At 67.5% G+C, this 20,220-nt stretch carries 19 protein-coding genes and 1 tRNA gene; 10 read left to right on the plus strand and 10 right to left on the minus strand.

Annotated features, from left to right (window positions below; genetic code table 11):
* Positions 1-52: 52 nt before the first annotated feature.
* On the minus strand, positions 53-1,249 hold the full coding sequence (locus tag VBO01S_RS09115) for an amino acid aminotransferase (RefSeq protein WP_062473226.1): 1,197 nt from the start codon (positions 1,247-1,249) through the stop codon (positions 53-55).
* A gap of 105 nt (positions 1,250-1,354) precedes the next feature.
* Here VBO01S_RS09115 and uvrB point away from each other — a divergent pair, with 105 nt between their 5' ends.
* From uvrB to VBO01S_RS09165, 10 genes are all read left to right on the plus strand, one after another.
* Entirely contained in the window at positions 1,355-3,472 is a 2,118-nt protein-coding gene (gene uvrB, locus VBO01S_RS09120; protein WP_062473228.1) for an excinuclease ABC subunit UvrB, read from the plus strand.
* A gap of 238 nt (positions 3,473-3,710) precedes the next feature.
* The gene (iscR, locus tag VBO01S_RS09125) at positions 3,711-4,247 is read left to right on the plus strand and encodes a Fe-S cluster assembly transcriptional regulator IscR (protein ID WP_056580055.1); all 537 of its coding nucleotides are present in this window, start codon (positions 3,711-3,713) and stop codon (positions 4,245-4,247) included.
* A gap of 88 nt (positions 4,248-4,335) precedes the next feature.
* Entirely contained in the window at positions 4,336-5,556 is a 1,221-nt protein-coding gene (locus tag VBO01S_RS09130) for an IscS subfamily cysteine desulfurase (RefSeq protein ID WP_062473230.1), read from the plus strand.
* A 50-nt stretch (positions 5,557-5,606) separates the two neighbouring features.
* Complete coding sequence (gene iscU, locus VBO01S_RS09135; RefSeq protein WP_062473231.1) at positions 5,607-6,029, plus strand: Fe-S cluster assembly scaffold IscU; 423 nt, start codon at positions 5,607-5,609, stop codon at positions 6,027-6,029.
* Position 6,030: 1 nt separating this feature from the next.
* Positions 6,031-6,354, plus strand: a complete 324-nt coding sequence (gene iscA / locus VBO01S_RS09140; protein ID WP_007828190.1) for an iron-sulfur cluster assembly protein IscA — start codon at positions 6,031-6,033, stop codon at positions 6,352-6,354.
* A gap of 63 nt (positions 6,355-6,417) precedes the next feature.
* A complete protein-coding gene (hscB, locus tag VBO01S_RS09145; protein ID WP_062473232.1) occupies positions 6,418-6,936 on the plus strand; it encodes a Fe-S protein assembly co-chaperone HscB in 519 nt (172 codons plus the stop codon).
* A gap of 6 nt (positions 6,937-6,942) precedes the next feature.
* The gene (gene hscA / locus VBO01S_RS09150) at positions 6,943-8,805 is read left to right on the plus strand and encodes a Fe-S protein assembly chaperone HscA (RefSeq protein ID WP_062473233.1); all 1,863 of its coding nucleotides are present in this window, start codon (positions 6,943-6,945) and stop codon (positions 8,803-8,805) included.
* A 13-nt stretch (positions 8,806-8,818) separates the two neighbouring features.
* On the plus strand, positions 8,819-9,157 hold the full coding sequence (gene fdx / locus VBO01S_RS09155) for an ISC system 2Fe-2S type ferredoxin (protein WP_062473234.1): 339 nt from the start codon (positions 8,819-8,821) through the stop codon (positions 9,155-9,157).
* Positions 9,157-9,864, plus strand: coding sequence for a DNA polymerase III subunit epsilon (gene dnaQ / locus VBO01S_RS09160; RefSeq protein ID WP_062473236.1), 708 nt, complete (start codon positions 9,157-9,159; stop codon positions 9,862-9,864). Before fdx ends, dnaQ begins: the two co-directional genes overlap by 1 nt.
* Positions 9,865-9,939: 75 nt before the next feature.
* A tRNA-Val gene (locus tag VBO01S_RS09165) sits at positions 9,940-10,014 on the plus strand.
* A gap of 120 nt (positions 10,015-10,134) precedes the next feature.
* Here VBO01S_RS09165 and gmd read toward each other — a convergent pair.
* From gmd to VBO01S_RS09210, 9 genes are read right to left on the minus strand one after another with little or no spacing between them, the layout of a single operon-like run.
* Complete coding sequence (gene gmd / locus VBO01S_RS09170) at positions 10,135-11,172, minus strand: GDP-mannose 4,6-dehydratase (protein ID WP_062473238.1); 1,038 nt, start codon at positions 11,170-11,172, stop codon at positions 10,135-10,137.
* Positions 11,173-11,207: 35 nt separating this feature from the next.
* Positions 11,208-12,695, minus strand: a complete 1,488-nt coding sequence (locus tag VBO01S_RS09175) for a mannose-1-phosphate guanylyltransferase/mannose-6-phosphate isomerase (protein WP_062473240.1) — start codon at positions 12,693-12,695, stop codon at positions 11,208-11,210.
* A 60-nt stretch (positions 12,696-12,755) separates the two neighbouring features.
* The gene (locus tag VBO01S_RS09180) at positions 12,756-13,502 is read right to left on the minus strand and encodes a LuxR C-terminal-related transcriptional regulator (protein WP_062473275.1); all 747 of its coding nucleotides are present in this window, start codon (positions 13,500-13,502) and stop codon (positions 12,756-12,758) included.
* 40 nt (positions 13,503-13,542) lie between these two features.
* A complete protein-coding gene (gene galE / locus VBO01S_RS09185) occupies positions 13,543-14,652 on the minus strand; it encodes a UDP-glucose 4-epimerase GalE (protein WP_082818049.1) in 1,110 nt (369 codons plus the stop codon).
* Positions 14,649-15,920 (minus strand): glycosyltransferase WbuB, encoded by a 1,272-nt coding sequence (locus VBO01S_RS09190; protein WP_062473243.1) that lies wholly within the window; start codon positions 15,918-15,920, stop codon positions 14,649-14,651. Before VBO01S_RS09190 ends, galE begins: the two co-directional genes overlap by 4 nt.
* Entirely contained in the window at positions 15,917-17,185 is a 1,269-nt protein-coding gene (locus VBO01S_RS09195) for a polysaccharide biosynthesis protein (RefSeq protein WP_062473245.1), read from the minus strand. Before VBO01S_RS09195 ends, VBO01S_RS09190 begins: the two co-directional genes overlap by 4 nt.
* Positions 17,182-18,138, minus strand: a complete 957-nt coding sequence (locus tag VBO01S_RS09200) for a hypothetical protein (RefSeq protein ID WP_062473247.1) — start codon at positions 18,136-18,138, stop codon at positions 17,182-17,184. The genes VBO01S_RS09195 and VBO01S_RS09200 overlap by 4 nt, the downstream gene beginning before the upstream one ends.
* Before the next feature lie 25 nt (positions 18,139-18,163).
* Positions 18,164-19,117, minus strand: coding sequence for a hypothetical protein (locus VBO01S_RS09205; protein WP_062473249.1), 954 nt, complete (start codon positions 19,115-19,117; stop codon positions 18,164-18,166).
* Positions 19,114-20,205, minus strand: coding sequence for a glycosyltransferase (locus VBO01S_RS09210; protein ID WP_062473251.1), 1,092 nt, complete (start codon positions 20,203-20,205; stop codon positions 19,114-19,116). Before VBO01S_RS09210 ends, VBO01S_RS09205 begins: the two co-directional genes overlap by 4 nt.
* Positions 20,206-20,220 lie beyond the last annotated feature (15 nt).

The raw sequence follows: 20,220 nt of genomic DNA on the forward strand, positions 1-20,220 counted from the left end.
CCGAATGTGAACGAATCGTCAAAAAGTCGATTCACTCACACCCGGTTGTCACCTAGATGACCTTCGCAATCGACGCGCAGACGTAGTCGATGTTCTTGCTGTTGAGCGCGGCGACGCACATGCGGCCGGTGTCGGTGCCGTACACGCCGAACTCGTTGCGCAGGCGCACCATCTGGTCCTTGGTCAGGCCCGAGTAGCTGAACATGCCGATCTGGGTGGTGATGAAGCTCATGTCTTCCTTCACCCCGGCGGCCTTCAGGCCGTCGACCAGCTTCTGGCGCATGGCCTTGATGCGCACGCGCATCTCGCCCAGTTCCTTTTCCCACAGGGCGCGCAGCTCGGGGGTGCCCAGCACCGCGGCCACCACGGCGCCGCCGTGAATCGGCGGGTTGCTGTAGTTGGTGCGGATGGCGATCTTGAGTTGCGACAGCACGCGGCCGGCTTCTTCCTTGTTCTCGCACAGCACCGACAGGGCGCCGACGCGCTCGCCGTACAGGCTGAAGCTCTTGGAGAACGAGGTCGAGACGAAGAAGGTCAGGCCGGCGTCGACGAACTTGGCGACAGCCGCGCCGTCTTCCTTCAGGCCGTAGCCGAAGCCTTGGTAGGCCATGTCGAGGAAGGGCACGAGGCCCTTGGCCTTGACGGCCGCAACGACCTGGTCCCATTGCTCGGGCGTGATGTCGTAGCCGGTCGGGTTGTGGCAGCAGGCGTGCAGCACGACGATGGTGCCGGCCGGTGCCGCGTTCAGGGCGGCCAGCATGCCGTCGAAGTTGATGCCGCGCTGGGCGGCGTCGTAGTAGGGGTAGCTCTCGACCGTGAAGCCGGCGTTGGTGAACAGCGCACGGTGGTTTTCCCAGCTTGGGTCGCTGATCAGCACGGTGGCGTTGGGGTTGAGCTTCTTCAGGAAGTCGGCGCCGACCTTCAGGCCGCCGGTGCCGCCGATGGCCTGGATGGTGGCCACACGGCCCGAGGTGACGGGTTCGCTGTCGGTGCCGAAGACCAGGCCCTTGACGGCGTTGTCGTAGGCCACGATGCCGTCGATCGGCAGGTAGCCGCGGGCCGAGGGGGCCTTCATCATGTTCTGCTCTGCGGCCTGCACGCACTGCAGCAGGGGCAGCTTGCCGTTGTCGTCGTAATACACGCCGACGCCGAGATTGACCTTGTTGGGGTTGGTGTCGGCTGCAAATTGCTCGTTGAGGCCGAGGATCGGGTCGCGCGGCGCCATTTCGACCGCGGTGAACATAGACATGGAAAGGTCCTTTGGGATGAAAGCTTCGCTGGCAACCGGAGGAGGCTTTATCCTTTCCGGTTGCCTTGAATTTTACCGGCGCCACGCCACCTGTCGGGAACAGCCATGCCAGAGAACACCGAAGCCATAGCAGACCTGAAGAAACTCGACCCCATCGGGCCGGCGAAGCAGGGCGAATTCATCCGCTACCCGGATTCGCCGTTCGAGCTGTTCCAGCCCTATCCGCCGGCGGGCGACCAGCCCGCGGCCATCGACGGCCTGGTGGCCGGGGTGCTCGACGGCGAGGTGTTCCAGACCCTGCTGGGCGTGACCGGTTCGGGCAAGACCTTCACCATGGCCAACGTGATCGCCCGGCTGGGGCGCCCGGCCATCGTGTTCGCGCCCAACAAGACACTGGCGGCGCAGCTGTACAGCGAATTCCGCGAGTTCTTCCCGAAGAACGCCGTCGAGTACTTCGTGAGCTACTACGACTACTACCAGCCCGAGGCCTACGTGCCGCAGCGCGACCTGTTCATCGAGAAGGACTCCTCGATCAACGAGCACATCGAGCAGATGCGGCTGTCGGCCACCAAGAGCGTGCTGGAGCGGCGCGACACGGTCATCGTGGCCACGGTGAGCGCCATCTACGGCATCGGCACGCCCGAGGACTACATGGAGATGCGGCTGATTGCCCGCGTGGGCGACAAGGTCGGCCAGCGCGACCTGATCTCGCGGCTCATCCGCATGCAGTACACGCGCAACGAGCAGGACTTTGCGCGCGGCACGTTCCGCGTGCGCGGCGACACCATCGACGTGTTCCCGGCCGAGCACAGCGAGCTGGCGATCCGCTTCGAGCTGTTCGACGACGAGATCGAGTCGCTGCAGCTGTTCGACCCGCTCACCGGACGCATCCGCCAGAAGGTGCCGCGCTTCACGGTGTACCCGTCGAGCCACTACGTGACGCCGCGCGACAAGGTGCTGGCGGCGGTCGAAACCATCAAGATCGAGCTGGCCGGCCGGCTCAAGGAGCTGACCGGCTCGGGCAAGCTGGTCGAGGCGCAGCGGCTGGAGCAGCGCACGCGCTTCGACCTGGAAATGCTGGCCGAGATCGGCCACTGCAAGGGCATCGAGAACTACACGCGGCACCTTTCGGGCGCGGAGCCCGGCGACCCGCCGGCCACGCTCACCGACTACATGCCGAAGGACTCGCTGATGTTCCTCGACGAGAGCCATCAGATGATGGGGCAGCTCAGTGCCATGTACAACGGCGACCGGGCGCGCAAGGTCACGCTGGTCGAGTACGGCTTTCGCTTGCCCAGCGCGCTGGACAACCGGCCGCTCAAGCTCGAGGAGTTCGAAAAGCGGGTGCGCCAGTGCATCTTCGTGTCGGCCACGCCGGCGCAGTACGAAAAGGACCACGCCGGCAACGTCGTCGAGCAGCTGGTGCGGCCGACCGGGCTGATCGACCCCGAGGTCGAGGTGCGTCCCGCCACGCACCAGGTCGACGACGTGCTGGGTGAGATCCGCATCCGCGTCGACAAGAACGAGCGCGTGCTGATCACCACGCTGACCAAGCGCATGGCCGAGCAGCTCACCGACTACCTGGGCGACAACGGCGTGAAGGTGCGCTACCTGCACAGCGACGTCGACACGGTCGAGCGGGTCGAGATCCTGCGCGACCTGCGCCTGGGCACCTTCGACGTGCTGGTGGGCATCAACCTGTTGCGCGAGGGGCTGGACATTCCCGAGGTGTCGCTGGTGGCGATCCTCGATGCCGACAAGGAAGGCTTCCTGCGCGCGGAGCGTTCGCTGATCCAGACCATCGGCCGCGCGGCGCGCAACCTGAACGGCAAGGCCATTCTTTATGCCGACCGGATGACCGAGTCGATGAAGAAGGCCATGGGCGAGACCGAGCGCCGCCGCAACCGGCAGATCGCCCACAACGAGGCGAACGGCATCACGCCGCGCAGCATCGTGAAGCAGGTGCGCGACCTGATCGACGGCGTCTACAGCGAGAAGACCGGCAAGGAAATGGCCAAGCTCGACCTGGAACGCGCCAAGGTCGAGGACATGAGCGAGAAGGACATCGCCCGGGAAATCAAGCGGCTCGAAAAGCAGATGCTGGAGCACGCCCGCAACCTCGAGTTCGAAAAGGCGGCCCGGGTGCGCGACCAGCTGGCGCTGCTGCGCGAGCAGGCGTTCGGGGCGTCGGGCGGCGACAACATCGCCGGTTTGGCGTCCTGATTCCAGCTAGGCCATAAGTTCGCTTTGTTCAAGCGAACCGCGCTGGGGTTTACCCGAGCAGATATCAGGGGCTTCTGCTATACTTGACCGAAATACTCAACAACAAAGAACTTCGCGATGAAGGACCGACTCCTACCGGCTGGTTCACCAGCGTCGGGGTCGGGCAGGGCGGAGACGAAGTCACCGCGGCCCAAGGCTGTGGTGTCATTTCAACGGTAAGCACTTGAAGGAGCTTGCGATGCGTCTCACTACCAAAGGCCGTTTTGCGGTCACAGCAATGATCGATCTGGCGTTGCGTCAGAACACCGGTCCGGTCACGCTGGCTGCGATCAGCCAGCGGCAGCAGATTTCGTTGTCGTACCTCGAACAGCTGTTCGGCAAACTGCGCCGCCACGAGCTGGTCGAGTCGACCCGCGGCCCCGGCGGCGGCTACAGCCTCGGACGCAAGGCGGCGGACATCACGGTCGCCGACATCATCGTGTCCGTCGACGAGCCGATCGATGCCACGCAGTGCGGCGGCAAGGAAAACTGCCTCGGTGAGCAGGGTCGCTGCATGACGCACGAGCTCTGGGCCTCGCTGAACCAGCGCATGGTCGAGTTCCTCGACTCCGTCACGCTGCAGAAGCTGGTCGACGACCAGATCGCCAAGGGCGTGCAGATCGAGAACAAGCCGGTCGTCAAGCGCGCCATCTCGGCCCAGCCGGTGGTCAAGCCCATCCGCGTGAACGCACCGAATTCGGTCTTCGCCCTCGGCAACGTCTTCGCGAAGTCCTGACCCCGATGAGTCCGGCGATGCCTGCGGGCATCGCCCTGAGTTTGCCCTGATCCCAGAACACAACCCCCCACGCCAGCCCGAGCCAGCCATGGACGTCACTCCTCATTTTCCGATCTATCTCGATTACGGCGCCACCACGCCGGTCGACCCGCGTGTGGTCGACGCCATGATTCCCTGGTTGCGCGAACACTTCGGCAACCCGGCATCGCGCAGCCACGCCTGGGGCTGGGAAGCCGAAGAAGCGGTCGAGAAGGCGCGCGGCCAGGTGGCCGACCTGATCAACGCCGACCCGCGTGAGATCGTCTGGTCGTCGGGCGCCACCGAGTCGATCAACTTGGCGCTCAAGGGCGCGGCCCACTTCTACAAGGGCAAGGGCAAGCACCTGATCACCCTGAAGACCGAGCACAAGGCTGTGCTCGACACCATGCGCGAACTCGAGCGCCAGGGCTTCGAAGTGACCTACCTCGACGTCGAGGAAAACGGCCTCGTCGATCTCGAGAAGTTCAAGGCGGCCATCCGCCCCGACACCATCCTGGCCAGCGTGCTGTTCGTGAACAACGAAATCGGCGTGATCCAGGACGTGGTCGCGCTGGGCAACGCCTGCCGCGAAAAGGGCGTGATCTTCCACGTCGACTCGGCCCAGGCCACCGGCAAGATCGACATCGACATCACGAAGCTGCCCATCGACCTGATGAGCCTGGCTTCGCACAAGACCTATGGCCCCAAGGGCATCGGCGCGCTGTACGTGCGCCGCAAGCCGCGCATCCGCCTCGAAGCGCAGATGCACGGCGGTGGCCATGAGCGCGGCATGCGCTCGGGCACGCTGCCCACGCACCAGATCGTCGGCATGGGCGAGGCCTACCGCATCGCCAAGCTCGAGATGAAGGACGACATCGCCCATGCGGCGCGCCTGCAGAAGCGCCTGCTCGACGGCCTGAAGGATGTCGAACAGGTCTTCATCAACGGCGACCTCGAGCGCCGCGTGCCGCACAACCTGAACATGAGCTTCAACTACGTCGAAGGCGAGTCGCTGATCATGGGCATCAAGGGCCTGGCGGTGTCGTCGGGTTCGGCCTGCACCTCGGCCAGCCTGGAGCCCAGCTATGTGCTGCGCGCCCTGGGCCGCAGCGACGAGCTGGCCCACAGCAGCCTGCGCATGACCATCGGCCGTTTCACGACCGAAGAAGAAATCGACTACGCCATCTCGACCATCAAGCACAACGTCGCCAAGCTGCGCGAGCTGAGCCCCCTGTGGGAGATGTTCCAGGACGGCGTCGACATCAGCACGATCCAGTGGTCGGCCCACTGACCCAGGCCAGCCCAAGGCTCCACGATTGAACAAAGTTTGAGAGGTACACCATGGCATATTCTTCCAAGGTCATCGACCACTACGAAAATCCCCGCAACGTCGGTTCCTTCGAAAAGGGCGACGACTCGGTAGGCACCGGCATGGTCGGCGCCCCGGCTTGCGGCGACGTGATGAAGCTGCAGATCAAGGTCAACCCCGAAACCGGCGTGATCGAAGACGCGCGCTTCAAGACCTACGGCTGCGGCTCGGCCATCGCTTCCTCGTCGCTCGTGACCGAATGGGTCAAGGGCAAGACGCTCGACGAAGCGGCGGCCCTCAAGAACGCGCAAATTGCCGAAGAACTGGCGCTGCCGCCGGTCAAGATCCACTGCTCGATCCTCGCGGAAGACGCCATCAAGGCGGCCGTGAGCGACTACAAGGCCAAGCACGGCGCCAAGACCCCCGAGTCGACCGCCGAAGCTGCTGTTCACTGAGATGGCCGTCACGCTGACCGAAGCCGCTGCGCGCCACGTCACCCGCTACCTCGGAAAACGGGGCAAGGGCGTGGGCGTGCGGCTGGGCGTGAAGACCACCGGCTGCTCGGGCCTGGCCTACAAGCTCGAGTACGTCGACGAGTTCACGCCTGAAGACGTGGTGTTCGAAGACCATGGCGTGAAGGTGCTGGTCGACCCGAAGAGCCTGGCCTACATCGACGGCACGCAGCTCGACTTCGTGCGCGAAGGCCTGAACGAGGGCTTCAAGTTCATCAACCCGAACGAACGTGATCGCTGCGGCTGCGGCGAAAGTTTTCGCATCTGATGCGTCGTCGCTGACCGCGACCACAGCCGCCACCATGTCATGTGCTGGCGGTTTTTTCTTGCCATGAACCTCAACGACACCGACTTCCAACTGTTCGCCGTCCCGGCGACCTTCGCGCAGGACCGCGCCGTGCTCGACGCGCGCTGGAAGGAACTGCAGCGCGAGGCGCACCCGGACCGCTTCGCCGCGCAGGGCGCCGCGGCGCAGCGCGTGGCCATGCAGTGGTCGGTGCGCATCAACGAGGCCTACCAGCGGTTGAAAGACCCGATCCGCCGCGCGAGCTACATCTGCGAACTCAACGGCGCGCCGCTGAATGCCGAGAACAACACGGCGATGCCCGGCGCCTTTCTGATGCAGCAGATGGAATGGCGCGAAGCGCTCGACGACGCCCGCGACATCGCCGCCGTCGAGGTGCTGCAGGAGGACGTCGAAACCACGCGCGCCCGCGCACTCTCGTCACTCGACTGGCTGATCGACGAGAAGGGTGACTACCCCGGTGCCGTTCAGCAAGTGAGAGCCCTCATGTTCATTGAGCGCTTCGGCGAGGACGTCGAGAAAAAACTCGATCAGTTGGGACAATAAGCCCTTATGGCTCTTCTTCAGATTTCCGAACCCGGCCAGGCGCCTGACCCGCACCAGCGCCGCATCGCCGTGGGCATCGACTTGGGCACCACGCATTCGCTGGTGGCCTCGGTGCGCAACGGCGTGGCCGAATGCCTGCCCGACGACCAGGGCCGCGTGCTGCTGCCCTCGGCCGTGCGCTACCTGGACGGCGATCGCCGCCAGATCGGCTTCGACGCCGTGGCCGCGCGCGCGCAGGACCCCGCCAACACCATCACCTCGGTCAAGCGGCTCATGGGCCGCGGCCTGGCCGACATTGCGAACCGCGACGCCATGTCGTACCGCATCGGCGGCGACGACGGCGGCATGGTCAAGGTGCAGACCTCGGCCGGCGAGAAGTCGCCCGTCGAGATCAGCGCCGAGATCCTGGCCACGCTGCGCTACCGCGCCGAAGACACCTTCGACGACGAGCTCTACGGCGCCGTCATCACCGTGCCGGCCTACTTCGACGAAGGCCAGCGCCAGGCGACCAAGGACGCGGCGCAGCTCGCGGGCCTGAACGTGCTGCGTCTCATCAGCGAGCCGACCGCCGCAGCCATCGCCTACGGCCTGGACAACGCGAGCGAAGGCGTCTATGCGGTCTATGACCTGGGCGGCGGCACCTTCGACATCTCGATCCTGCGGCTCACGCAAGGCGTGTTCGAAGTGATCGCCACGGGTGGCGACTCGGCCCTCGGCGGCGACGACTACGACCACGCGATCGCCGACTTCGTGCTCGCGCAGACCGGCCGTCAGGCCGGCAGCGACAACGACCGCGCCGCACTGCTCGTGGCCGCGCGCGCCGCCAAGGAAGCGCTGACCGATGCCGAGTCGACCCTCTTCAGCGCCGCGCTGGCGGGCGGCAATGCCGAGTTCACGCTGACGCGCGCGCAGTTCTTCGCCGCCACGCAGGCGCTCACCGACCGCACCCTCGCGGCCGTGCGCAAGGCACTGCGCGACGCCAAGCTCAAGCCTGAAGAGCTGCAGGGCATCGTGCTCGTCGGCGGCTCCACGCGCATGCCGCAGATCCGCAGAGCGGTGGCCGCCTATTTCGGGCGCGAGCCGCTGATCAACCTGAACCCCGATGAGGTCGTGGCGCTCGGCGCCGCCATCCAGGCCAACCAGCTGGCCGGCAACAACGGCGCGGGCGAACTGCTGCTGCTCGACGTGATCCCGCTGTCGCTCGGCATCGAGACCATGGGCGGCCTGGTCGAGCGCATCGTGCCGCGCAACCAGACCATCCCCACCGCGATGGCGCAGGACTTCACGACCTACCAGGACGGCCAGACCGCGTTGGCGCTGCATGTGGTGCAGGGCGAGCGCGACCTCGTGTCCGACTGCCGCAGCCTCGCGCGCTTCACGCTGCGCGGCATCCCGCCGATGGCGGCCGGCGCGGCGCGCATCCGCGTGACCTTCACTGTTGACGCCGACGGCCTGCTGAGCGTGAGCGCCAAGGAGCAGGGCAGCGGCGTCGAGGCCAGCGTGGCGGTCAAGCCGTCGTACGGCCTGTCGGACGACCAGATCGCGACCATGCTGCAGGAGAGCTTCTCCACCGCCCAGCAGGACATGCAGGCCCGTGCGCTGGTGGAGTCGCGCGTCGATGCCGACCGCATGCTGCTGGCCACGCAGAGCGCGCTCGATGCCGACGGCGACCTGCTGAGCGCCGAAGAGCGCGCCGCCATCGACGCCTCGATGGCGCGGCTGCGCGACGTTGCCAAGAGCAGCAACGAAGCTGCCGCGATCGAAGCCGCCACGAAGGCGCTGGCCAACGACACCGAAGCCTTCGCCGCCCAGCGCATGAACGCGGGCATTGCACGCGCGCTCGCGGGCCGCAAGGTCGAATCCCTGTAGACAGAACAATTTCATGCCCACGATCAAGATCTACCCGCATCCCGAGTACTGCCCGCAAGGCGCCGAGATCACCGCGCCCGCCGGCACCTCGATCTGCGAGGCGCTGCTCGACAACGACATCAACATCGAGCACGCCTGCGAGATGAGCTGCGCCTGCACCACCTGCCACGTGATCGTGCGCGCGGGCTTCGACTCGCTGAACGAAGCGGAAGAGGGCGAAGAAGATTTGCTCGACCGCGCCTGGGGCCTGGAGCCGCAATCGCGCCTGAGTTGCCAGTCGATCCTGGCGCAGGAAAATGTGACGATCGAGATTCCCAAGTACTCGATCAACCACGCCAAGGAAAACCACTGATGTCGCGCCAGATCGTTCTCGATACCGAAACCACCGGGCTCTCTGCGGAGAACGGCGACCGCATCATCGAGCTGGGCTGCGTGGAGCTGTTCGCGCGCAAGCTCACCGGCAACGACCTGCACATCTACTTCAACCCGGAGCGCGAGAGCCACGAGGACGCGCTCAAGGTCCACGGCCTGACCACCGACTTCCTGCGCGACAAGCCGAAGTTCGCCACGCTGGGCAAGGACATCATCGAGTACCTGCGCGACGCCGAGCTCATCATTCACAACGCGGCCTTCGACGTCGGCTTTCTCAACAAGGAATTCGAGCGCGCCGGCCTGCCGCCGCTCAAGACCTTCGTGAGCGAAGTGACCGACACGCTGGCCATGGCCAAGCTGGTCTATCCCGGCAAGCGCAATTCGCTCGACGCGCTGTGCGACCGCTTCGGTGTCGACCGCTCGAACCGCACCTTCCACGGCGCCAAGCTCGACGCGCAGCTGCTCGCCGACGTCTACATCAACCTCACGCGCGGGCAGGACGCCCTGCTGATCGACGTGGCCTCGAACGAGCCCGCGCAGGGCACGACGGTCGTGGCCATCGACCTGAGCCAGTTCGAGCTGCCGGTGATCGCGGCGGCAGAGCACGAACTCACCGCGCACGAGGCCGTGTTGTCGCAACTCGACAAATCCAGCGGCGGAAAAACTTTATTTCGCCAAAACGGCTGAAAAGCTATGGCATAATCTGAGGCTTCGCACAACGCGATACGTGTTCAAGACACTGAACTCAAAAGCAGTGTCTCAGGGCGGTTAGCTCAGGGGTAGAGCACAGCATTCACACTGCTGGGGTCGGAGGTTCGAAGCCTCCACCGCCCACCATTTCAGACCTACGACAGACGGCACCATCAGGTGCCGTTTTCGTTTCAGGCGGCACCTTCGGGTGCCGTTTTTGTGGGTCCCGCACAAATCCCGATGCCATTCGGGACGGGTCTGCCGCGCTCAGAAGGAGCGGCCTTCGCGGTTGCGCCGCAGGTCGGCCTCCACCATCATCGCGCACAGCTCCTCCAGCGTCGTCCGGGGCTCCCAGCCCAGCGTCTTCCTGGCATGCGACGCATCGCCGATGAGCAGTTCCACCTCCGCCGGGCGATAGAACTTCGGGTCGATCCTCACCAGAACCTTGCCGCTCTCGCGGTCGATGGCGACCTCTTCCTGCGCCGTCCCTTCGAAGCGGAGCTCGTAGCCCGCGGCCCTGAACGCCATGTCGACGAAATCCCGCACGGTTTCCGTGCGGTTGGTGGCGAGCACGTAGTTGTCCGGCTTGTCGGCCTGCAGCATGCGCCACATGCCATCGACGTATTCCTTCGCATAGCCCCAGTCGCGCTTGGCGTCCATGTTGCCCAGCGTGAGCACATCGAGCTTGCCGAGCCTGATCTTGGCCGCCGCGTCGGTGACCTTGCGCGTCACGAATTCGCGGCCGCGCAACGGGCTCTCGTGGTTGAAGAGGATGCCGCAGCAAGCGAAGATCCCGTAGCTCTCGCGGTAGTTCATCGTCATCCAGTGGGCGAAGAGCTTGGAGACGCCGTACGGGCTGCGGGGATAGAAGGGCGTGTCTTCCTTCTGCGGAATGGCCTGGACGTTGCCGAACATCTCCGACGTCGAGGCTTGGTAGTACCGGATCCCGCGGTCCGTCAGGCGGATCGCGTCGAGCAGGTGGAGGGTGCCCAGTCCGTTGATGTTCGTGGTGGTTTCGGGCTGGTTGAAGCTCGCGCCCACGTAGCTCTGCGCCGCCAGGTTGTAGACCTCGTCGGGCTGCGCATCGCGAATGAGCGTGATCGAACTGCCCAGGTCCGTCAGGTCGTACTCCACCAGATGAAGCTCCGGATGGTCCTGGATGCCGAGCGACTCGATGCGCCAGAAGTTCACCGAACTGGTTCGGCGGAAGGTTCCGTAGACGGTGTAGCCCTTGCCCAGCAGCAGCTCGGCCAGGTACGCCCCGTCCTGTCCGGTAATGCCAGTGACGACAGCACGTTTTTTCATGGCTTCAATGAGGTGAGAGGAAGGGAAGGGACGGGTCAGGCCGGCGCATCGACGCCGCGTTCGGCCGCGGGCTGCAGGGCCGCTTGCAGCGCGAGCGCCTCGCGCTTCTCGGCCGCGGGGCAGCGGCCGTAGGTGTCGTCGAAGCGCACGATGTCGTCTTCGCCGAGGTAGCTGCCGGTCTGCACCTCGATCACTTCCAGCATCGTCTTGCCGGGGTTCTCCAGCCGGTGGATGGTGCCCGAGGGCAGGTAGATCGACTCGTTCTCGCGCACCAGCAGGACCTCACCGCCGCGCGTGGCCTTGGCCGTGCCCTTGACGACGATCCAGTGCTCGGCGCGGTGGTGGTGCATCTGCAGCGACAGCTTGCCGCCGGGCTTGACGGTCAGGTGCTTCACCTGGAAGCGCTCGCCGGTGTCGATGCTGTCGTAGGCGCCCCAGGGCCGCACCACGCGGCGATGCTCGGTGGCCTCGACCGTGCCCTCGCGCGCCAGCATGCGCACCACCTCGGCCACCTGTTCGGCGCAGTCCGCGCCCGCGACCAGCACCGCGTCCGGCGTGTCCACGATGATCAGGTCCTCGGTGCCGAGCGCCACCACGGGCCGGTGCGGCGCATGCACGAAGGTGTTGCGCGAGTTCAGCACGCTGCCCGCGCCGCTCACGCGGTTGCCCGCCTCGTCGGCGGGGTGCAGCTGGGCCACGGCGTTCCAGCTGCCCACGTCGCTCCAGGCGCCCTCGAAGCGCACCACCGCGACGTCGGCGTGCTTTTCGAGCACCGCGTAATCGATGCTGTCGCTGCGGCAGCCTTCGAAGGTTTCGCGGTCCAGCCGCACGAAGCTGCCGTCGACCGACACCGCGGCGGTCGCGCGTTCGCAGGTGGCGAGGATGTCGGGCGCATGCGTGCGCAGTGCCGCGACCAGCGTGCGCGCCTGGACCAGGAAGATGCCCGCGTTCCAGCAGTAGTTGCCTTGCAGGATCAGCGTTTGTGCCACCGCTGCCGTCGGCTTCTCGACGAAGCGCGCCACCGCGTGGCTGGGGCCATGGCCCGTGGCCCCGGCCGCCTCGATGTACCCGTAGGCCGTGCTCGGAAAGCTGGGCGCGATGCCGAAGGTGACGATCTTGCCCGCCAGGGCTGCGTCGACGCCGCTGCGCATCGTGGCCTCGAACAGCGCCACGTCGGGAATGTGGTGGTCCGCGGGCGCAAAGAGCAGCAGGTCGTCGGGCTCGGCCAGCAGCGCTGCCGCGGCCATGGCGGCGGCCGTGTTGCGGGGCACGGGCTCGAGGATCTGGCGGCCCTGCGCGTGCGCGTTCTCGATCGCCTCGCGCACCAGGAAGCGGTGCTCTTCCGACGCAACGCAGGTGATCGTCCGGTTCAGGGTCGCGAGCCGTTCGAGCGTGAGGTGCAGCAGGCTCTTGTTGCCTACGATCGGTGCGAACTGCTTGGGAAAGGCCTTGCGCGACAGCGGCCACAACCGCGTGCCGCTGCCGCCGCACAGGACCACGGGATGAATGGTGGGGGTGTTCATGGTGACCAGCCTTTGTGTGTGCAGTGGGTGATGAACCGGATTGCTTCGAGGGCGTGCTGCTCAGATCAGGCCCGTGTGAACGGCGAGGTTCACCGCCTGGGCGCGCGAATGCACATGCAGCTTCTTGTAGATGCTCTTGATGTGCACGTTGACCGTCTGGCCCGTGATGCCGAGCTTGGCGCCGATCTCCGCCGAGACGTAGCCCGACGCCACGTGGCGAAGGACCTGGCTCTCGCGCGGTGTCAGCGTCGTGTCGCGCAGCGGCGACGCGTCGTCGGCGGGCTGCGGCTCACGGGGCTGGTGGTTCAGGCGGTGCAGCAGGCGCCGCGCGAGCCGCGGCGTGATGACGGCGCCGCCGTTCACCACGTGCAGCACCGCGTCGGCAAAGCTCTGCAGCCAGGCGTTCTTCAGCAGATAGCCCGTGGCGCCCAGCTCGAAGGCGCGCAGCACGTGGGCATCGTCCTCGAGCGCGGAGATCACGATGATCTCGCCGTTGCCATGGTGACGGCGCGCCTCGGCGATCAGCTCGAAGCCCATGCCGTCGCTGAGCCGCAGGTCGACCATCAGCACGTCGAACGCATGCGTGGCCAAGAGCTTGCGCCCCTCGCGGATGCTGTCGGCCTGGCCTTCGAGCTGGATGCGAAGGTCCGACAGCAACTCCTGCGCGATCACCCGGCGCATGTACTCGTCGTCGTCGATGAGCAGCACGCGCACCGGCGATTTTTCCTGGCCCGTCATGAAGTCCGGCCACAGCCTCGCGGCGGGCGCGCACACGGGGGCGGACGGGCCCGGGCGGCGCGGCGCCATCACGGCGGGGGTGGGGTCGCCAGAGGGTGTGAGCGTGTTTTCAGCCATGTTCTTGCCCCGGTTGAAGTGATTGAGGGACGGCGGTCGGTGCGGCGCCGTCGGCGGCGCGGACCGGGAAGCCCGGCACCGGTTCGTCGAAGCCGCGCGGGTTCGCCAGCTGCCAGCGCCAGCTGTCGGCGCACATCTGGTCCAGGCTGCGCTGCGCGCGCCAGCCGAGCCGGTCCTGGGCGTGCTGCACGTCCGCCCAGTAGGCCGGGGCGTCGCCGGGACGACGCGGACCGATGTGCACCGCGATGCGGTGCCCGCATGCGCGTTCGAAGGCCGCGATCACGTCGAGCACCGACGCGCCGTGCCCCGTGCCCAGGTTCACCGTGAGCAAGCCCCGATGCAGCGTCGCGTACCGCAGGGCCGCCACATGGCCTTCGGCCACGTCCATCACGTGCACGTAGTCGCGCACACCCGTGCCGTCGTGCGTCTCGTAGTCGTTGCCGTGCACGACGACGTGCCCGCGCTCGCCCACCGCGACCTGCGAGACATACGGCACCAGGTTGTCGGGCGGTCCCTGCGGGTGTTCGCCCAGCAGGCCGCTCTCGTGCGCGCCGATGGGGTTGAAGAAACGCAGGCATGCGATGCCCCAGCGCGGATCGGAGCGGGCGAGGTCCGCGAGCATGCGCTCCACCATCACCTTGGAGCGCCCGTAGGGGTTGACGGCCGCGTACGACGCGCTTTCCCGTATCGGCGAGCGCGGGATGTCGCCGTAGACCGTGGCCGAGGACGAGAAGATCAGCGTGCGCACGCCGGCGCGCTCCATGGCACGCGCCAGCGCGAGGCTGCCCGCCACGTTGACGTCGTAGTAGCCGAGCGGGTCGCTCACCGAGCGGCTGACCGCTTTCAGCCCGGCCAGATGCAGCACCGCGTCGACCCCGTGCTCGGCGAACACGCGGTCGAGCACTGCCGCGTCGCGCACGTCGCCGCGCACCAGCTGCGGCTGCACGCCGCAGATGCGTGCCACGCGCTCCAGCGAGCGCGGGTCGCTGTTGACCAGCGTGTCCAGCACCACCGGCAGGTAGCCGGCCGCGATCAACGCCACGCAGGCGTGGCTTCCGACGAAGCCGGCGCCACCCGTCACCAGAATCTTTGAGTGGGTCATGGTTGGGACTCGCGCAGTGGGGTTGGTGTGGCCGTGCCTCGGTCCGCCACGCAGCGAAGCAGCGCCTGCTCGAAGCGCGACAGGATGGCGTCCTGGTCGAGCTCCGTCTGCGCGAACGCGCGGCCCGCCGCACCGAGCGCCTGGCGCAGGCCCGGTGAGCATGCGAGCTGCGCGATCGCGTCGGCCAGCACGGCCGCATCGCCCGGGGGCACCACGAAGCCACGGTCCGCGACCACGCGGGCGAGTTCGGTGCCGGGGTGCGCCGTGGCGATCACGGCCTTGCCGCTCGCGAACATGCCGGCCAGCTTCGAGGGCATCACGAGGTCGGCGGCATCGGCACGCTGCGGCAGCACGTGGATGTCGGCCATGCCCAGCAATTCGTTGAGCCGTTCGGCGGGCTGCAGGTCGAGAAAGTGCACGCGGTCCAGGCCGGCGCAGGCCGACATCAGCGAGGCGCGGCTCGGGCCGTTGCCGCAGATGACGAAGTGAATGTTCTGCCGGTCGGCGAGCAGGCCCGCCGCCTCGGCCAGCAGTTCGATGCCCTGCTTGGCGCCCAGGCTGCCCGCATAGAGCACGACCACGGCATCGGGCGCAATGCCCAACTCGGCTCTGTAGCCATCGGCCGCGCGGGGAGCGGGGCGGATCGCCGAGACGTCCACCCAGTTCGGAAAGAGAACCAGCCGGCCTTCGCCGATGCCCTTGCTCCTGGCCTTGTCGACCATGGCCGCCGAGATGGTCGAGACGCGGTCGAACCTTGCCAGCAGCCATCGCTCGAGCGACAGCGCGACGCGCCGCACGCCCGCGCCGCGCATGAGGCCGAGGCCGAACGCCGCATCGACTTCGAAGTCCTGGATGTGCAGCCACGACCTGATGCCGAGCAGCTTCGCGAAGCACAGCACCGCGGGCGCGCAGAAAAGCGGCGGCTCCACGACGAACACAAGGTCGGGCTTCCAGCGCGCCTGCGCCAGCAGCAGCGGCATGCTCGACAGCATGAACGAGCACAGGTGCGCCACGCGCGCCAGCGCACGCGGCTGCGAAGGCACCCAGGTGGGCGCGCGCCAGACCGTGAGGCCGTTGCGCCCGGTGGTCTTGCGGTAGGCCCAGGCCGAATGGCCCTCGAACACCGCCCAGTGCGGGAAGAAGGGCGGCGCCGCGATCACGCGCACGTCGTGGCCCCGGGCCTGGAGCCAGTCGGCCATCTCGCCGGAGTACTTGCCGATGCCGGCCAGCTCGGGCGCGAAGTTCATCGAGTACAGCAGGATCTTCACGGCGACCTCCCCAGGGCCGGGCGCAGCAGGCGCACGATCGGAAAGAAGCCGAACAGCGCGCGCATGCGCAGCTCGTACAGCACGAAGTCGGTGACGAAGGCGACGAAGAAGACGTAGTGCGGCTTGTCCGGAAAGAGCGCGATCACGACGCCATACGAGGCCAGCCGCAGCGCGAACTCCAGCAGCGTCCACCATCCGAGCGAGCCCATCGTGGCGTTCAGCGAGAGCATCGTTTCGTGATGGACCGTGTAGGTCCTCAGCAGGAAGTACGGCGCGATGCACACGAAGATGTCGCGCGCCTCGGAGCCGAGCTTCAGCAGCGGCGCGGCCACCGCCATCAGGCCCGCCAGCCCCACGAAGAGCACGCAGCCGAGCAGGAACGAATGCCGCGCCAGCCGCAGCTTCTCGATCGTCAGGTTGGCCGCGTTGGCGTCCAGCATCGCCGGCGTCTTCGTGACGAGAAACGCCTGCACGAACTGCGAGGGCGCCTCCGCGAGAAGAAAGGCCAGCTTGAACGCGCCCACGTAGCCCAGCGGCATGAAGAGCGCCACGAGCAGCAGGTCCGACTTGCGCAGCAGGAAGGTCAGCAGCGCATACACCGTGGCGCTGGCCTGCGACGCGAGCGCCAGCACGGGCGGTCCGGCCGGTGGCGCCGCGCCGTTCGCCGGCAGGAAGATGGCCGCGCCCACGAGCACCAAGGCCAGCAGATTGATGGCGAGCAGGTGCGCCACGCCGATCTCCAGGCCGAGCGCAGCGAGCGTCGCCACGCCCAGCACCAGCACGGTCGCGCGCACGCCCGACTCCAGGTTGAGCAGGCCCGCGTGGCCCAGGCCCCGGCTGTACGACAGGCGCAGGCTGTTGAAGGCGAAGACCGCGAGCGACAGCACGATCAGCATGAAGGGCGCGCCGGCCACCGGCAGGCGCTGCGCCCCCACGACGCCGGCCGCGAGCAGCGCGGCCAGCGGCAGCCCGATCGCCAGCGTGCGCACCAGGTCGCCGCGGGTCACGCGGGGCGGCACGCTTGCGGCATAGCGCGAGAACAGCAGCGAACTGCCCAGCGTGCCCACGACCAGCGCCACTTCCAGCACCGACTGGTAGACGGAGTACTCGCCGAAGCGCGCGGGCGCCACCTGCGCCGCGATCAGGAAGATCGCCAGGAAACCCGACAGGTACACATACAGCCGCGACGCGAGGGCCCCCAGCCCCAGGCGCTGCGCCAGGCGGATGCCGGGCAGGGCGAACGAGGTGCCGGCGGCGTGCTTCATGGCGTGCTCCCGTCCGCGGGGTGCTTCGGCGTTGGCGCCTGCGCGACGCCCAGGGTGTCGGCCATGCGGCGCGCGCGCGACGCGATCCGGTGCGCGTTGTTCTTGGCCCGGCGCGCCATCTGCAGTGCCCAGGTCAGCGCCGCGACCGTGTACACGCGGCGATGCAGCGCGGGCTGCATCGCCAGCTTGGCGGCGCCCTGGAAGTGCAGCGCGAGCACGCGCACCGTGTCGCCCGCCGGCGTCTGCAGGCAGGGCTGGCCGTCGATGAAGGCCAGGCGCTTGGCGCCGCCGCGCACGCGGAACTCGCGCACGAAGTGGTTGGTGCCGCCGTTGACGTTGTGGTCGATCACTTGGCCGTCGAACACCCGGTTGATCGGCACCGTGTTGCCGCTGGCCTGCGCCCACAGGTACAGCAACGTCATGTCGGACACCCCGCCGCGCACGCTGCGGGTCGCGAAGCGCTCGGCGATCTCGCGCAGCTGGTGCAGGCCTGCGGGCGTGCTGTACATGCGCAGGAGGCAGGCGACGAAGTCCTGCAGGCCGGCCGCCGTCCAGTAGCTCACGTGCGGCGAGATCTGGCAGGGGTTCCAGCCGTCGGTGGGCAAGATGCTGGAGCCGGAGAAGTCGGCGTGGCCCACCAGACGCGCAATGTGGGCGCCGACGCCGTTGAACAGCAGCACGTCGCTGTCGATCAGCACGAAGGCGCGGCAGTTGGGGTGCGCCGCCAGGTGGTTGGCCAGCAGGAAGTAGCGCCGGAAGCAGATCTTCTCGAACGCCGGCGTGTTGCTCGACAGGTGCACGTAGGCCCGGCAGAAGCGTTCGTATGCCGGGCCGGCGTCGGTGTCCGACAGGACGACCAGCTGCTCCTGCGCCATGGCCGCGGATTCGCAGCACAGGCGCAGGGCCGTGTTCTGGCGGTCTTCCACAACGATGAAGGGGAGGGCGTGGTCCATGGTCGGGCAAGCGGGTTGGTACGGGTCAGGGCCGCGGCGCGGTGGCGCTGCGTACCAGCGCGACGTGGGCGGGAAGAAAGTGGAAGTCGGCGCCCAGCGGCATGTCGAGCGTGAGCATTCCGCCCCGCGCGTTCGCGTCGCCGATCCAGCTGCGCAGCTGCGTCGCAGAGAAGCGCGGCGCACTCGGTTGGGCCCAGGAGGCGCCCAGCGGCGTCAGCACATGCAGCCGGAGTTCGGAGGGCGGTGAGGCCAGGCGTGCGGCGGGCTGCAGGTACTCGCCCGCCATGAGGTTCTGGCACGGCGCGCTCTTGAGGCTGAAGCGCGCCGCCCCCTCGCCGGCATTGAAGGCCAGCCACCGGGTGGGTGCGCCGTTGCGCGCGGCCGCGCAGAACCGATCCCAGTCGCGCGTCGTCATGCCCGTCGTGTTGTAGACGCCATCGAACCACCAGCCCGTGGCGACTGCGCCGTAGTGCTGCGACCAGCTGTCGATCACCGCCGACCAGGCGGCGATGAAGCGCGTCGGCGGTGGCTGCTGTTCGGAGACATCGCCCAGGCACTCCATCAGGTAGGCATCCCCTTGCGGCGCGCGGAAGGGCAGGTAGAGGATCAGCGCGATGCCGTGGCGGCGCAGCGCGCGGCCGATCTCCATCGGCAGGTCGCGCGGCGAACGGTGCGCGGCGCTGCGCGGGCACAGCGCTTCGAGGGCGGCGTTCGGCGCGATGAACTGGCCGTTGTTCTGCCCGAGCGTGAGGATGAGATGGCTGGCGCGCATCTCCGCGAGCGAGGCGGCGAAGGCGTCGACGTCGAAGCGACCGATGCCGGCGATGGACTGCTTGTCGGGCAGGTAATGCACCATCACGCCGAAGCCCGGGACGCTCTGCGTTTCCGGCAGTGCGGCGGCGGCGGGCCGCGCCCACCCGGCCAGCCCGAGCGCCAGCACCGCGAGCGCGCGAAGCAGGGAGCGTGCGCGGTTCGTCATGGCGTGGCCCTCGCCAGCGACGCGTCACCGCGCTTCAGCCTGAGGTAACTCGCCGCCACCGCGCCCGGCGTGCAGGCCCGTGAGAGCGACCACGCGGGGCGCGTGCGCTGGTGCGCGGCCAGGTAGCGCTCGATGTTGCCGAGGCCGACGAATTCGTTGCTGATGAAGAACGCGTAGCCCGCGAAGAGCTCGCGGTGCACCGGAAGGTCCGAGAGCAGCAGCGGCACGCCCAGCGTGGCCGCCTCGGCGGCCGACAGGTTGAAGCCCTCGAAGGTGGACAGCGAGATGAAGGCCGTCGCGCCCCGGTACAGCCGCAGGAGCTCGTCCCGCGACACCAGCCCCCGGTGCCGCACGCAGCCGCGGAACGCGGGCGCCATGGCCGAGATCATGCGTTCGACCTCCTTGGCGCCGTTGCCGGTGATGTCGAGGTAGTCGACCAGGCCCTGGCGCTTCATGCGCACGAAGAGCTTCAGGATGCCTTCGAAGTTCTTGTGCGGGTAGTAGTGGTAGGCCGCGATCAGGTAGCGCCCGTCAGGCGCTGCCGTGCTGTCGGCGCTAGCGGCGACGGCACCCGCATCCACGGGATTGAAGATCACCGCCGGGTGCTCGCAGCGCCTGAAGTGCCGCTCGAAATCTTCCTGGCTGCTGCGGCTGATGAAGACCACGTCGGCGGCGCTGCGTGCGACGCGGTGCAGGTTCCAGTCGAGCCAGAGGCGCTTGCGCGCGCTGAAGTACTGCGGGTACGACTTGTACTGCACGTCGTGCACCACCACGATCGAATCCCGATGGCGGCTGAAGGGCGCCAGCAGCGAGAACGGCAGGAAGTAGTTCGGGAACAGCGAGTACACGCGCTCCCCGCGCAGCCACCCGCGCATCAGGTGGACGTTGTAGAGCAGCGTGTCGAGGATGAAGCGGCTGATCTTCAGCCGCCGCGCGGCCGCGTACAGGTGCGGATGGCGCTCGCTGATCGGCTGCACCTCGTGGCCCGGCGCGTCGCGCATGCTCTCGAGCAGCACCTCGGACACGTTCAGCACCCCGCCCGCCGACGCGTTGAGCCGGATCGTGTCGTAGAAGAGGTAGGTGGCCATGGTCGCTCCCGGGTG

The organism is Variovorax boronicumulans NBRC 103145, from assembly GCF_001591345.1.
In the GTDB taxonomy this organism is placed as follows: domain Bacteria; phylum Pseudomonadota; class Gammaproteobacteria; order Burkholderiales; family Burkholderiaceae_C; genus Variovorax; species Variovorax boronicumulans.